Here is a 14,564-nt window from a genome sequence, read left to right as displayed (position 1 = left end):
CGAGCGGTCCGGCGACGCTCAGAGGACGGCGAGATCCTTGTTCTTGAGATCGGTGATCAGCATCAGGCCCGGCGCGTGGGTGATGGCAAAGGGCAGCCTAGCGGCCGCGATGACCGCCTGCGGCGTCACACCACAGGCCCAGAACACCGGGATTTCGTCGGCGCCGACCGGCACGGGATCGCCGTAGTCGGGCTTGTTGATGTCGGCGATGCCGATCTGGTCGGGATGGCCGAGATGCACCGGCGCGCCGTGCACGGCGGGAAAGCGCGTCGTGATCTGCACCGCGCGGATCGCCTGTGCCGGCTTGAACGGGCGCATCGACACCACCATCGGACCGGCGAACGGCCCTGACGGCGTGCAGGCGATGTTGGTGCGATACATCGGCACCCGACAGCCCTGCTCGATGTGGCGGATCGGCAGGCCGTCGGCCATCAGCGCCTCTTCGAACGAGAACGAGCAGCCGAGCACGAAGGTGACGAGGTCGTCGCGCCAGTGCGATTTGAGATCGGTCGGCTCCTCGACCATCTCGCCGTCGCGCCAGACGCGATAGCGCGGCACGTCGGTGCGGATGTCGAGATCGGTGCCGAGCGCCGGGATGAAGGGATTGCCCGGATCGGACATGCCGATGATCGGGCACGGTTTTGGATTGAGCTGGCAGAAGCGATGGAAGGCGCCGGCGTACTTTTCAGGGATGATCGCCAGGTTGCCCTGGACGAAGCCGTTGGCGACGCCCGCCGTGCTCCAGCCCTTGCCGCTCCGGTAATCCAGTCGGGCCTGATGGCTGGGAAGAAGGCCAGCATTGGCCGGTTGCTGCAGTGCCACAGAAACAGTCATGTGAGCCATTTGCCTAATATCTCGACAAACTCACTGAATATCAGCCATGCTATAAAGTCTAATCTTCATTTTTAATCAGGATCGATAAGACAAATTGATCCGAGGCGGGGGCCAATGCTGGATTTCCGTTCCATCGAAACGTTCCTCTGGGTGGTCAAGCTCGGCAGCTTTCGTGGCGCCGCCCAGCGCCTTAACACCACCCAACCGGCCATCTCCCAGCGCATTGCGCAGCTCGAGCGCGAGCTGGGCGTCAAGCTGCTCAACCGCGACCATCGCGTGGCGTCGCCGACCGCCAGCGGCCGCCAGATGCTGGTCTATGCCGAGAAGCTGATCGGCCTGCGCGCGGAGATGCTGGCGGAGGTCGGCGACCGCTCGGCGATGCGCGGCGTGCTCCGGCTCGGCGTCGCCGAGACCATCGTGCACGACTGGCTGCCGCGGCTGATCAAGAGCGTCAACGAGAGCCATCCCAACCTGTCGCTGGAGATCGAGGTCGACGTCACACCGAATCTGCACGCGCGGCTGCTGGCGCAGGAGATCGAGCTTGCCTTCGCGCTCGGATCGCCCTCCGCCTCGGGGATCCGCAGCCGCGTGCTGTGCGACTATCCGATCAGCTTTCTCGCCAGCCCTGCCCTCGGTTTCGGCGATGGCCTCGTCACCGCTGAGCAGATGGCGCGGTTTCCGATCATCACCTTTCCGCGCAAGACGCAGCCCTATGACAATGTGCGCTCGCTGTTCCACCGGCCGCATTTGCCGCCGATGCGGCTGCATGCCAGCGCCTCGCTGGCGACCGTGATCCATATGGCGATCGAGGGCCTCGGCGTCGCCGTCATTCCCGCGGCGATCGTCGCCAATGAGCTCGCGACCGGCCGTCTCCAGGAGCTCAAGACCAACCTGCGGATTCCGCCGCTGACCTTCACCGCGAGCTGGCTGTCGTCGCCCGAGATGGTCGCGATCGAGCGCGTCGCCGAACTTGCAGCCCGGACGGCGCAGACGGCCAGCCATCCCTCGGCATCGGTTGACGCGATCGCCGCATCGCGCGATGGACAGGATGCCGGAGTACAGGGATTTAAAGCATGAGCCGCGCCGTCACCAATCTGCAGATCGATTCCGCCCGCCTCTGGGACAGCATCCACGAGACGGCGAAATTCGGCGCCACGCCGAAGGGCGGCGTGCGCCGGCTGACCTTGGGCCAGGAGGACAAGCAGGTCCGCGACTGGTTCCGGAAAGCGTGCGAGGACGCCGGGCTGGAGGTCCATGTCGATACGCTCGGCTCGATGTTCGCGCTCCGCAAGGGGCGTGACATGTCGAAAGCGCCGGTCGGACTCGGCTCGCATCTGGACACGCAGCCGACGGGCGGCAAGTTCGACGGCATCCTCGGGACGCTCGGTGCGCTGGAGGTGATCCGCACGCTCAACGACGCCGGCATCGAAACCGACGCGCCGCTGTGCATCGTCAACTGGACCAACGAGGAAGGCTCGCGCTTCGCGCCCGCCATGATGGCCTCGGCGGCCTATGTCGGCGACTTCACCGTCGAGGACATTTTGTCTCGCAAGGATGCTGCGGGCACCACGGTCGGCGAGGCGCTGGACGAGATCGGCTATCGCGGCGCGACCAAGGTCGGCACGCAGAAATTCTCCGGCTTCGTCGAGCTGCACATCGAGCAGGGTCCGATCCTGGAAGCCGAGAGCAAGACCATCGGCGTGGTCGATCACGGCCAGGGCGTGTTCTGGTACGACGGCAAGGTCACGGGCTTTGAGAGCCATGCCGGCTCGACGCCGATGCCGTTGCGCCGCGACGCGCTGCTGGCGCTGTCGGAGTTCGCGCTGACCCTGGAGCAGATCGCGCTCAAGCTCGGGCCGAACGCGGTCGCCACGATCGGCGAGGCCGTGATCGCCAATCCCTCGCGCAACGTCATCCCCGGTGAGATTGCCTTCACCATCGATTGCCGCAGCGCCAATGCCGACACGCTGGAGGCGCTCGATGCCAGCCTGCGTGCTGCGGCCAGCGAGATTGCCAGGAAGCGGCGCGTCGAGATCGCGATCGACCAGGTCTGGCGCAAGCCGCCGACGCATTTCGATCCCAGGCTGGTCGACGCCGTCGAACGCGCCGCCGGTACGCTCGGCTATTCGCACCGCCGCATCACCTCCGGCGCCGGCCACGACGCCTGCAACCTCAACACCATCATGCCCGCCGCGATGGTGTTCGTGCCCTGCAAGGACGGCATCAGCCACAACGAACTGGAAGACGCCACGCAATCCGACTGCGCCGCCGGCGCCAATGTGCTGCTGCACACGGTGCTGTCGCTGGCCGGCGTGGCGTCGTGACGGGTTATTAGTTCTCGTTCTGCCCTAGTTGAAGTTATCTGTCCCTGATCTGGATCGCGCGGGCACGCTGCACTCCCCTCCCCCTTGCGGGGAGGGGTCGGGGGTGGGGGTCCACACGGGCGGTCTCGCCCGCGGCTCCCCCCACCCCGACCCTCCCCCGCAAGGGCAGGGCAATCGCATATGGCTCTCCAACGCGGCCCAAACGAAATATTGGAATCGCGAAGGCCGACGGGAGGAAATTTTCGAATCCAGACTGCTCTTTGGAAGCACGAAAAGAATCGAAAAATTCCACATGCGATTGCCCTGCCCGCAAGGGGGGGAGGGAGCACACCTCCGCCTGCGCGCCGGTTTCGAACCGCATAAAGGAGACCACCACGTGCGCGGAGTTTTCATCGACGCCAACGACTCGCTTGCCGAGATCTTCGAGCGCCAGCGCCAATCGGGCGATCCCGAGGTGCGCGTGCATCTCGATCCCGACATCAAGGCCGAGGATTGGCCGGCCATCCTCGCTGGCGCCGAGATCGGAATCGTCGATCATACCGCGCTGCCGACCGAGGTCGCGAAGCAGTGCAAGAACCTCAAGCACGTCGTGTTCCTCGGCACCGGCGCGCGCAGCTACATGAACCCGGAGGAGCTGGCCGAGCTCGGCATCACCGTGCACCTGATCAAGGGCTATGGCGACACAGCGGTGGCCGAAGCCGCGATCGCGCTGATGTGGGCCTCCGCCCGCGGCATCGCGCAGATGGACCGCGAGATGCGCGCCGGCAACTGGCTGCGCGACGACGGCATGCAGCTGACCGGCAAGACCCTCGGCCTGATCGGCTTCGGCGGCATCGCGGCGGAAGTCGCGCGCATCGCCTCTGGCAGCGGCATGAAGGTGATCGCCTGGAACCGCTCGCCGAAGAGCCATCCGGGCGTGGCGTTCGTCGATCTCGATACGCTGCTCAAAGAGAGCCACGTCGTGTCGCTGCATCTCCTGCTCAACGACGAGACCCGCGGCTTCCTGTCGCGCGAGCGCATCGCGCAGATGCGCAAGGGTGTGATCTTCGTCAACACCGCCCGCGCCGCCATCGTCGACGAGACCGCGATGATCGACGCGCTCCGCTCCGGCCACATCCGCCACGCCGGCCTCGACGTCTTCAACACCGAGCCGCTGCCGCCCGGTCACGTGCTGACGACGATTCCGAACGTGACGCTGTCAGCGCACTCCGCGTTCCGCACGCCCGAAGCGAGCGAGAACCTGATCCATGCGGCGTGGGAGCATTGCCGGAGGGAGGCGAAAGGATAATGGTCGACGCGTAGGGTGGGCAAAGCGGCCGGCGCGCAGCGACGGCAGCGTGCCCACCATCGATCCGCGCGTACGTGGCGAGACGGTGGGCACGGCGCTACGACAATCTCGTGCTGAGAGACAGCAACGCTGCGCCTTTGCCCACCCTACGAATTCGCCGCGTGGGCGGAAGTGGTAGCAATCCAGAGTCCCGCGACGATCCTGGATTGCTTCGTCGCTGCGCTCCTCGCAATGACGGTGTTGCCCGAGTTGCGGCCTCACCCACCACCGTCGTCCCGGCCTAGTGCGCAATTGCGCACGCGCGCCGGAACCCATACCGCGCGATCTATCAGTAGCGGGCGGTGGCAGAGACCGGCGGCCACAACGACGGCCGGTGGTTATGGGCCCCGGCGTTCGCCGGGGCGACAACAAACAGCCGAAACTAATCCACCATCTCCGCGACCGCCTTGCCGCACGCCACCGTATCCGCATTGCCGCCGAGATCGCGCGTGCGCAGCGTTCGCTCGGCGAGCGTGCGCTCGATCGCGCCGACGATCGACTGCGCCGCGGTCTTCTCGCCGAGATGCTCGAGCATCATCGCGCCCGACCAGATCATGCCGATCGGGTTGGCGATGCCCTGCCCCGCGATGTCGGGCGCCGAGCCGTGCACCGGCTCGAACACCGACGGGAAATTGCGCTCCGGGTTGATGTTGCCCGACGGCGCGATGCCGATGGTGCCGGTGCAGGCAGGTCCGAGATCCGACAGGATGTCGCCGAACAGGTTGGAGCCGACGACGACGTCGAACCAGTCCGGATGCAGCACGAAGTTCGCGGTGAGGATGTCGATATGGTACTTGTCCCACTTCACGCCGGGATAGTTCTTCGCCATCGCCTCGACGCGCTCATCCCAATACGGCATCGTGATCGAGATGCCGTTCGACTTGGTCGCCGAGGTCAGGTGCTTTTTCGGCCGCGACTGCGCGAGCTCGAACGCGAACTTCAGGATGCGGTCGACGCCGGTGCGGGTCATCACCGTCTGCTGGGTGACGAACTCGCGATCGGTGTCCGGGAACATGCGGCCGCCGACCGAGGAATACTCGCCTTCCGTGTTCTCGCGCACCACCCAGAAATCGATGTCGCCCGGCTTGCGGTTCGCCAGCGGGCACGGCACGCCGGGCATCAGGCGCACGGGCCGCAGGTTGACGTACTGATCGAACTCGCGGCGGAACTTGATCAGCGAGCCCCACAGCGAGACGTGATCGGCGATCTTGGCCGGCCAGCCGACGGCGCCGAAATAGATCGCGTCATGGCTGCCGATCTGCGTCTTCCAATCATCAGGCATCATCTGGCCGTGCTTCTCGTAATAGTCGTAGCTCGAGAAGTCGAAATGATCGAACTGCACCGCAACGCCGTGCTTCTTGGCGGCCTGCTCGATGACGCGAATGCCCTCGGGCATGACTTCCTTGCCGATGCCGTCGCCGGGAATGACTGCGATGCGATAGGGTTTCTTGCTCATCGTGCGGATCCTTGCGTGTCGCGCCGGTTGTCCCGGCCGAAATTGTCGATCGCCTGAATGGACCAAACCAGGGGCAAGCGCAACGCTGCGGTGCAAGATTGACCGCATGGCTGACGCGCAAGACAATCGCACAAGACAATCCGGTCTCCTCCCCTCAAACGAGAATTGCCATGGACCTTCATCTGCGCGGCAAGCGCGTTCTGATCACCGGCGCCTCGAAGGGCATCGGCGCCGCGGCAGCCGAGGCCTTTGCCGAGGAAGGCTGCCATGTCCGGCTCGCCGCGCGCAGCGCGGACCGGCTGTCGGCGCTGGTCGAGCAGCTCCGCTCGAAGCACCAGATCGATGCGGCGGCGCATGTGGTCGACCTGCGCAAGTCCGAGGACGTCACACGGCTCGCGCAGGAGGCCGCCGACATCGACATTCTCGTCAATAATGCCGGCGACATTCCGGGCGGCCCGATCGACAGGATCGACGAGGCGACGTGGCGGCACGCCTGGGACCTGAAGGTGTTCGGTTTCATCAACCTGGCGCGGCTGGTCTACGCCCAGATGAAGGCGCGCGGCGCGGGCGTGATCATCAACGACATCGGCGCCGCCGGCGAGAAGTTCGACGCCAACTACATCTGCGGCAGCGCCGGCAATGCGGCGCTGATGGCGTTCACCCGCGCCCTCGGCTCCAGGAGCCTCGCCGACAACATCCGCGTGGTCGGCATCAATCCGGGCCCGGTCGGTACCGACCGCCACGTCACCCTGCTCAAGACCCGCGCCAAGCAGCAGTTCGGCGACGAGAGCCGCTACACGGAATTTCAGAAGGGCCTGCCGCTCGGCCGCCCCGCGCATCCGCGTGAGATCGCCGACCTGATGGCGTTCCTGGCCTCGGACCGTGCCGGCTACACCTCCGGCGTGATCTATACCGTCGATGGCGGCATCAGCGCAGGGTGGGGTTGATCGCCGCGACCTTTCCACCTCGCCGCAAACGTGATCTACAATTTCGCGCCGGGACGCTTGTATTCAGGAGAACGAAGCTTTGGCCGACCAGGGATTGATCCGCGAGACCGCCTGCGCCGTCGTCGACAAGTTGAGGGCCGGCGACATCACGCCGCTCGATTGCCTGGATGCGCTGGAAGCACGCATCACGGCCGTCGACGACAAGGTCAATGCCCTGCCGACGCTGTGCTTCGACCGCGCGCGCGATCACGCCAAGGCGCTGATGAGCAAGCCGGCCAGTGCGCGCGGGCTGCTCGCAGGCCTCCCCGTGCCGATCAAGGACCTCACCGACGTCCAGGGCGTGCTCACCACGCAGGGCTCGCCGATCTTCAAGGACCGGATTCCGGAACGCTCCGACCTGGTGGTCGAGCATCTCGAGAGCAATGGCGGCGTGATCTACGCCAAGTCGAACACGCCGGAATTCGGCGCTGGCGCCAACACCTTCAACGAGGTGTTCGGCGCGACGCGCAATCCCTGGGACACGTCCCGCTCGGCCGCGGGCTCCTCCGGCGGCGCCGCGGTCGCGCTCGCGACCGGCATGGCCTGGCTGGCGCACGGCTCGGACATGGGCGGCTCGCTGCGCAATCCCGCAAGCTTCTGCGGCATCGTCGGCCTGCGCCCGAGCTTCGGCCGCGTCGCGCATACCCCGGCAGTCGCCATCGACCGCAATCTCGGCGTCCAGGGCCCGATGGCCCGCAACGTCGAGGATCTCGCGTTGCTGCTGGACGCGATGAGCGGCGAGCACGCCGCCGACCCGATCTCGCTGCCCTCGCCCGCGACATCGTTCCTCGCCGCCGCCCGTTCCGGCAAGAAACCGGTCCGCATTGCCTACTCGCCCGATCTCGGCATCACGCCGGTCGATCCCGAAGTGATCGCCGTCACCCGCAAGGCGGCGCAGCGCTTCGCCGAGCTGGGTGTGATCGTCGAGGAAGCGCACCCCGATTTCAGCGAGGCGCATGAATGCTTCCACGTGCTGCGCGCGCTCGACTTCGCGATGAGCAAGCAGGAGCTGCTGCGCACCAAGCGCGATCTCCTGAAGCCCGAGGTGATCTGGAACATCGAGGAAGGATTGAAGCTCACGGTCGCACAGATCGCGCGCGCCGAGGCGCAGCGCGTGGCGATCACCGCGCGTGCAGTAAAGTTCTTCGAGAACTATGATCTCTTGCTGGCGCCGGCCACCATCGTGCCGCCCTTCCCGGTCGAGAACCGCTACGTCGCCGAATGCGCCGGGCATAAGTTCGACAACTACGTGCAGTGGCTCGGCATAGTCTACGCGATCACCTTGGCCTGCTGCCCGGCGCTGTCGCTGCCCTGCGGCTTCACCACCTCGGGTCTGCCGGTCGGCCTGCAAATGGTCACGGCGCCGCGCGCCGACGCCAAGCTGCTCGCCGGCGCCAAGGTGCTGGAAGACGCTCTCGGCGTGGCCGGCTCGACCCCGATCGATCCGCGCGCGCCGAAGGGCTGACCACGCCACCGACGCTGCGGATGATCGACCAGACGCACAGTTCCACGCGCCGGACATCGCCTACGACCATCATCCCCATGCTTCAAAGGCATTGGGCGCGAGATGTCGTTCTATTATGATCGACCAGACGATGCATGTCTCTTTCGCAGCAAGTGACACGCACCGTGTTTGTTCGCCTTCCGACAAGCGCAGCACGAACTGACGAGGTGCCGAGATGGCTGACGAATCCGGGCTGCCGCCCGAGAGCAAGCTGACCCGCAGCAAGGAGCGCTGGGCACGCGAGGGCAAGTTCCTGACCGGCCGGATCGTACGGCCCGAAGACCAGCGCCTGCCACCCGGCCAGCATCTGACCCACGACTGGCCGGTGCTCGATCTCGGGCTGACGCCATCGGTCACATCGGAGCGCTGGCGGCTCGATGTCTACGGCGCGGTCGAAAATCCGCTGTTCTGGGATATGCCCGCCTTCCTCGCCCAGGAACAGCGGCAGTTCGTCTCGGACATCCACTGCGTCACGACCTGGTCACGTTACGACAATCAATGGGAGGGGCTGGCCACGCGCGACCTGCTCGCCGCCTGCCGGCCGCGCGACACCGCCAATTTCGTCGTGCTGCATTCCTATGATGGCTACACCACGAACCTGACGCTGGAGGATTTCGCCGCCGAAGACGCGCTGCTCGCGCACAGCTGGTCCGGCACTCCGATCACCGGGGAGCATGGCGGCCCGGTCCGCGTCGTCGTGCCGCATCTGTATTTCTGGAAGAGCGCGAAATGGCTGAAGGCGATCGAGCTTCTCGACGCCGACAAGCCCGGCTATTGGGAGGTGCGCGGCTATCACAACCGCGGCGATCCCTGGGCCGAGCAGCGCTATTCGGATTGACAGCATAACGCCGTAGGGTGGGCAAAGACGCGAAGCGGCGTGCCCACCGTCGTCCCGCCGAAAAGAAAGGATGGTGGGCACGCTTCGCTTTGCCCACCCTACGGACTGCATGTTATCGCTTCCGCACCAAAGCGCGGTGATCGCGATATCCGAACGTGCGAGAGATGCAGCATGGAGTTCACCTCAGAAACCGGCAAGATCCCCAAGGGCTATGGGTATCTTCTGAAGCCTTCCGTCATCCTCGCCGCACTGACCGCAAGGGATCTCGGCGGCATTCGCATTCACCTCGTTCGCAGCCACGGCAGGCGGCTGTTCGATGCGCGGTATCGGCCGCCGGACGGCGACATTCCTTATGAGCGTCTCAACATCAAGGTCGGCACCGCGCACGAGCGCGACTTGCCGCCACTGCGCCGGCAAGCGAAGGACGAAGCCCTTCCCGCGCTGGTGCAATGGATTTCCGATCTCGTCGCGCAGGACCTGCCGACGGCGATCAGGCGCGGCGAACAGGAGATCGAGCTGCTGCCCGAGCGAGACTGATCATAGGGGAACCGCATCATGCCGACCGAACGATTCCAGTTTGCAGGCGCCGGTGGCGAGCAGCTTGCCGCGGCGCTCGACCTGCCCGACGGCGCACCGCGCGCCACTGCGTTGTTCGCGCATTGCTTCTCCTGCGGCAAGGACACTCACGCGGCCCGTCGCATCGCGATGGCGCTGACCGCGCATGGCATCGCCGTGCTGCGGTTCGACTTCACCGGCCTCGGCTCCAGCGAGGGCGACTTCGCCAACAGCACGTTCTCCTCCAACGTCGCCGATCTCGTCTGCGCCGCCGATCATCTGCGTGAGACCAGCCAGGCACCATCGATCCTGATCGGCCACAGCCTCGGTGGCGCCGCGGTGCTGGCTGCGGCGGCTGATATTCCCGAGGCGAAAGCCGTGGTGACGATCGCGGCGCCGTCGGATCCAGGGCATGTGACCGCCCTGTTCAAGGACAAACTCGAGGCCATCCGTCGCGACGGCTCGGCCGAGGTCTCGCTCGCCGGCCGCCCGTTCCGCATCAGCAGCGCCTTCCTCGACGACATCGCTGAGCAGCGCCTGCTCGACAAGGTCAAGCACCTGCACAAGGCGCTGCTGGTGATGCACTCGCCGGTCGACGACACCGTCGGCATCGACAACGCGACCCATCTCTTCGTCGCCGCCAAGCATCCGAAGAGCTTCATCTCGCTCGACCATGCCGATCATCTCGTCAGCAGCAAGACGGACGCCGCCTACATCGCCGAGGTGATCGCGAGCTGGGCCAGCCGCTATGTCGCAACGGCGGACGCCGAGCCGGCGCCCGCGGATGGCCCGCGCGACGTCGTCGTGCGCGAGACCCGATCGAGCAAGCTGCAGCAGAGCATCGCGCTCGGCCCGCATCGCCTTACCGCCGACGAGCCGCTGTCCGTCGGTGGCCAGGACACCGGCCCCGGCCCCTACGACCTGCTGCTGGCGGCACTCGGCGCCTGCACCTCGATGACGATGCGGCTCTACGCCGACCGCAAGCTCCTGCCGCTCGACCGGATCACGGTCACCCTGCGCCACAGCAAGATCCATGCGGAAGACTGCGCGGAGTGCGAGACCAAGGCCGGCCTGATCGATCAGCTCGAGCGCGAGATCCACATGGACGGCGCGCTCGATGACGAACAGCGGAAGAAGCTCATGGAGATCGCCGACAAGTGCCCGGTGCACCGGACCCTGACATCGGAGATCCGCATCGTGACGCGTGCGGCGGAGTGATCAGCGCGCCGGCTGCGCCTCGATGCGCAACGGCCGCACGCGCAGCGCGCCGCGCAGGCCCAGCGCCGTTCCGATGAAGATGCCGGCAATGGCCACGAATGACGGCAGCGCCAGGGTCGACAGTCCCGTCAGCCCCTGCCCGACCGAGCAGCCCAGCGCCATGACACCGCCGATCCCCATCAGCGCCGCGCCGCCGGTCGAGCGCAGCATGTGCTGCGGCGAATGAAAACCTTCGAGCTTGAATCGGCGCGTGACGATGGCGGTTAAGAGGCTGCCGCCCAGCACGCCGGCGACGGTGGCGATGCCGAAATTCACGGTCGAGCCGGTCGACAGCATCACATATTGCAGACCGTCGGCGATCGGCGCGACGAAGGTCAACGAGGCCACCGGCACCGGGTTGAAATCATCGGCGCCGAGAAAGCCAGTCGCGAACCAGCCGGCGGCGATCAGCAGGCCGACGATGAAGCCCGCGAGCATCTGGCCCGGCGCGCGCCGGAAGCCGGAATGCGTGAAGGCAAAAGCGATCAGCGCACCGCCCAGTGCCAGCGCCGGCACCAGTCGCGCGGGCGCGCCATGCAGCCCGCCGGTCGACAGCAGCGCGGGAAACGACGTCGCGGTCGCCGTGGTCTGCGAGCCCTGCAGCAGCGCGATCCGCAGCGGTGCGATCAGGCCTTTCAGGGTCATCTCCGCTGCGATCGCCAGCACCGTCACGACCACGAAGGAGCGCAGATTGCCGCGGCCGAGCAGCACCAGCGCGCGCGAGCCGCAGCCATTGGCCAGCACCATGCCGTAGCCGAACAGGACACCGCCCGCGAACATCAAAGGCGCCGAGAAGGTCGGCTGAAGATAGATCGACTTGCCGAGATCGACGATCCCGTTGGACGCCAGCAGTTGCGTCGCGATGACCGCGATCCCCATCGCCAGCGCATAGGTCCGGACCAGACGGCCGTCGCCATCGGCCCACCAGCCGCGCAGGCTGCTCATCATGCAGAAGCCGCTCAGCAGCCCGACCGCACCATAGATCAGGCCAATCCCGAGACCGGCCATCACGGCCACATCAGCAGCTTCCGGCACGCGCGAGGAGTCCTTCTGGTTGCGGAAAAAAGGCCGTGTCACGCGGGCTTGCGCCAGCATCGCTTTCGCTTGACGCGCGCGGAATATTCGCCACGATATCGAGCTTAACTAGTTCAGAATGCTTGTTCCAACAAGCATCAGCGGGAGAGAACGCCGTGGTTTCACAAGCGCATCCTCATGCGCCGCCCCTCGCCTGCGCGCCGTTGGAGGCCCGCCCGTGAGCGGCGCACTTTCCCCGGACGCGCTGGCCCGCGCCTGTGCCGACGCAATGTGGCAGGATGATCGCGCCAGCCAGGGGCTGGGCATGCGGATCACCGAGATCGGCCCGGGACGTGCCACCCTGCAGATGACCATCCAGCCGCACATGGTCAACGGCCACGGCATCGCCCATGGCGGCTTCATCTTCACGCTGGCCGATTCCGCCTTCGCCTTTGCCTGCAACTCGCACAACGACCGCACCGTGGCGGCCCAGGGCAGCATCAGCTTCATCCGCTCGGGCAAGCTCGGCGACATCATGACGGCGCGCGCCGTCGAGGTGTCGCGCAGCGGCCGCTCGGGCATCTACGACGTCCGCGTGACCTCAGGCGATACCGTCATCGCCGAATTCCGCGGCCATTCCCGCAGCATCGGCGGCACGCTGGTGTCGGCCGACGCGCCCGATGCGATCTGACCTTTCGCCCACGTCCCTGCCGGAGGACCTGACGCCATGACTTCGAACAAGCCTCACGCGACCGGCAGCTACGTGCCCGACTTGGACGACGCCGAGCGCGCCTCGCGCGACGAGATCGTGGCGCTGCAGACCAAGCGCCTCGCCTGGTCGCTCAAGCACGCCTACGACAATGTCGCCCATTACCGCCGCGCCTTCGACAAGGCCGGCGTGCAGCCGTCGGATTTTCGCGAGCTGGCAGACCTCGCGAAATTCCCGTTCACAGTGAAGACCGACCTGCGCGACAACTACCCGTTCAACATGTTCGCCGTGCCGCGCGAGCAACTCGTCCGCGTTCACGCCTCCTCCGGCACTACCGGCAAGCCGATCGTGGTCGGCTATACCCGTAACGACATCGCGACGTGGTCCACCGTGATGGCGCGTTCGATCCGCGCCGCCGGCGGCCGCAGCGGCATGATCATCCACAATGCCTATGGCTACGGCCTGTTCACCGGCGGTCTCGGCGTTCACTACGGTGCCGAGCAGCTCGGCTGCACCGTGGTGCCGATCTCCGGCGGCATGACCGAACGGCAGGTGCAGCTGATCAACGATTTCCGCCCCGACATCATCACGGTGACGCCGAGCTACATGCTGGCCATCCTCGACGAGTTCAAGCGCCAGGGCCTCGATCCGCGGCAGAGCTCGCTCAAGATCGGCATCTTCGGCGCCGAACCCTGGACCAATGCGATGCGCGCCGAGATCGAGGATGCGTTCGCGATGGACGCGACCGACATCTATGGCTTGTCCGAGGTGATGGGCCCCGGCGTGGCGCAGGAATGCCTGGAGACCAAGGACGGGCTGCACATCTGGGAGGATCATTTCTATCCGGAGATCGTCGATCCAGACACCGGCCGTGTGCTGCCCGACGGCGAGATGGGCGAGCTGGTGTTCACCTCGCTGACCAAGGAGGCCTTCCCCGTCATCCGCTATCGCACCCGCGATCTGACCCGGCTGCTGCCTGGCACCGCGCGGCCGGGCATGCGGCGGATGGAGAAGGTCACCGGACGTTCCGACGACATGATCATCCTGCGCGGCGTCAACCTGTTCCCGTCGCAGATCGAGGAGATCCTGCTCACCACCGAATGGTGCGGCGGCCATTTCATGCTCGAGCTGACCCGCGAAGGCCGCATGGACGAGCTGACGGTCTACGCCGAATCCCGCCCGGAACATTGGGACGAGACCAGCCTCGAAGGGCACGCCGAACGCATCTCGATCCACATCAAGAATACGATCGGCGTCACGGCGAAGGTGAAGGCAGTCCCGCCCGACACGCTGGAGCGCTCGGCCGGCAAGGCGAAGCGGATCAAGGACAAGCGGCCGGTGGAATAGTCGCGCGGCGTGCCGCGCTCTCAACCCTCTTCACGAACACGCTGGTCATGGTGCAGCTCCGCCTTCGGAGCTGGCCTCTCTTCCCGCTTCTCGATCTCTGGCCTTTGGATGATCTCGTTCGAACCAGCCTGCAACCTCCGCACCGCTGCGCGATGCAGTGCCCTCGCCCCTTGTGGGAGAGGGCATCGCCGGCTGATCCGCAGGCTCGGTCGGGTGAGGGGTTCTCTCCGCGAGCGCAACTCGTTGAAACAAACCCCTCACCCAACCGAGATCGTTGCGCTATTGTCCATGCCCTCTCCCACAAGGGGCGAGGGCGCAGTCACGGCCATCGCGCCCGCGGCGAGGTCGATCGGTTTCCCACTTCTCCATGAGGTTGCTCTGCATGAACGCGCGGATAGCGTGTTCATTGTCCA

Annotated in this window: 13 protein-coding genes; 10 read left to right on the top strand and 3 right to left on the bottom strand. The window is 66.0% G+C overall.

The features are described 5' to 3' along the window. Window positions 1-18 precede the first annotated feature (18 nt). On the bottom strand, window positions 19-834 hold the full coding sequence (locus tag ACQR07_RS34920) for a putative hydro-lyase (protein ID WP_434906575.1): 816 nt from the start codon (window positions 832-834) through the stop codon (window positions 19-21). Window positions 835-948: 114 nt separating this feature from the next. On the opposite strand from ACQR07_RS34920, the gene ACQR07_RS34915 reads away from it, so the two are divergent. The 3 genes from ACQR07_RS34915 to ACQR07_RS34905 all read left to right on the top strand — a co-directional run bounded on the left by ACQR07_RS34915 (window position 949) and on the right by ACQR07_RS34905 (window position 4,446). Beyond that, window positions 949-1,911 (top strand): LysR family transcriptional regulator, encoded by a 963-nt coding sequence (locus ACQR07_RS34915; protein ID WP_434906574.1) that lies wholly within the window; start codon window positions 949-951, stop codon window positions 1,909-1,911. Further along, the gene (locus tag ACQR07_RS34910) at window positions 1,908-3,158 is read left to right on the top strand and encodes a Zn-dependent hydrolase (protein ID WP_434906573.1); all 1,251 of its coding nucleotides are present in this window, start codon (window positions 1,908-1,910) and stop codon (window positions 3,156-3,158) included. Before ACQR07_RS34915 ends, ACQR07_RS34910 begins: the two co-directional genes overlap by 4 nt. Before the next feature lie 376 nt (window positions 3,159-3,534). Continuing rightward, window positions 3,535-4,446 carry an NAD(P)-dependent oxidoreductase gene (locus tag ACQR07_RS34905; protein ID WP_434906572.1) on the top strand — a complete coding sequence of 304 codons (912 nt, stop codon included), beginning with the start codon at window positions 3,535-3,537 and terminating at the stop codon, window positions 4,444-4,446. Between the two features lie 421 nt (window positions 4,447-4,867). Here ACQR07_RS34905 and ACQR07_RS34900 read toward each other — a convergent pair whose 3' ends face one another. Further along, window positions 4,868-5,941 carry a tartrate dehydrogenase gene (locus tag ACQR07_RS34900; RefSeq protein WP_434906571.1) on the bottom strand — a complete coding sequence of 358 codons (1,074 nt, stop codon included), beginning with the start codon at window positions 5,939-5,941 and terminating at the stop codon, window positions 4,868-4,870. Window positions 5,942-6,111: 170 nt separating this feature from the next. On the opposite strand from ACQR07_RS34900, the gene ACQR07_RS34895 reads away from it, so the two are divergent. From ACQR07_RS34895 to ACQR07_RS34875, 5 genes are all read left to right on the top strand, one after another. After that, on the top strand, window positions 6,112-6,888 hold the full coding sequence (locus ACQR07_RS34895; protein WP_434906570.1) for an SDR family oxidoreductase: 777 nt from the start codon (window positions 6,112-6,114) through the stop codon (window positions 6,886-6,888). A gap of 79 nt (window positions 6,889-6,967) precedes the next feature. Continuing rightward, window positions 6,968-8,392 (top strand): amidase, encoded by a 1,425-nt coding sequence (locus ACQR07_RS34890; protein ID WP_434906569.1) that lies wholly within the window; start codon window positions 6,968-6,970, stop codon window positions 8,390-8,392. A gap of 214 nt (window positions 8,393-8,606) precedes the next feature. Further along, window positions 8,607-9,269 (top strand): sulfite oxidase-like oxidoreductase, encoded by a 663-nt coding sequence (locus tag ACQR07_RS34885; RefSeq protein ID WP_434906568.1) that lies wholly within the window; start codon window positions 8,607-8,609, stop codon window positions 9,267-9,269. A 171-nt stretch (window positions 9,270-9,440) separates the two neighbouring features. After that, complete coding sequence (locus ACQR07_RS34880) at window positions 9,441-9,806, top strand: hypothetical protein (protein WP_434906567.1); 366 nt, start codon at window positions 9,441-9,443, stop codon at window positions 9,804-9,806. Between the two features lie 18 nt (window positions 9,807-9,824). Further along, entirely contained in the window at window positions 9,825-11,042 is a 1,218-nt protein-coding gene (locus tag ACQR07_RS34875) for a bifunctional alpha/beta hydrolase/OsmC family protein (RefSeq protein WP_434906566.1), read from the top strand. On the opposite strand, the gene ACQR07_RS34870 is transcribed toward ACQR07_RS34875, so the two are convergent. Further along, the gene (locus ACQR07_RS34870) at window positions 11,043-12,089 is read right to left on the bottom strand and encodes a YeeE/YedE family protein (RefSeq protein ID WP_434906602.1); all 1,047 of its coding nucleotides are present in this window, start codon (window positions 12,087-12,089) and stop codon (window positions 11,043-11,045) included. Window positions 12,090-12,333: 244 nt separating this feature from the next. Here ACQR07_RS34870 and paaI point away from each other — a divergent pair, with 244 nt between their 5' ends. Beyond that, window positions 12,334-12,786 carry a hydroxyphenylacetyl-CoA thioesterase PaaI gene (paaI, locus tag ACQR07_RS34865; RefSeq protein ID WP_434906565.1) on the top strand — a complete coding sequence of 151 codons (453 nt, stop codon included), beginning with the start codon at window positions 12,334-12,336 and terminating at the stop codon, window positions 12,784-12,786. 36 nt (window positions 12,787-12,822) lie between these two features. Further along, entirely contained in the window at window positions 12,823-14,151 is a 1,329-nt protein-coding gene (gene paaK / locus ACQR07_RS34860) for a phenylacetate--CoA ligase PaaK (protein ID WP_434906564.1), read from the top strand. Window positions 14,152-14,564: the final 413 nt, after the last annotated feature.

Source organism: Bradyrhizobium sp. HKCCYLS20291, from assembly GCF_051167715.1.
In the GTDB taxonomy this organism is placed as follows: Bacteria; Pseudomonadota; Alphaproteobacteria; order Rhizobiales; family Xanthobacteraceae; genus Bradyrhizobium.
Note: the sequence above shows the minus strand (reverse complement) of the source record. Positions and strands in the feature narration are given on the sequence as shown.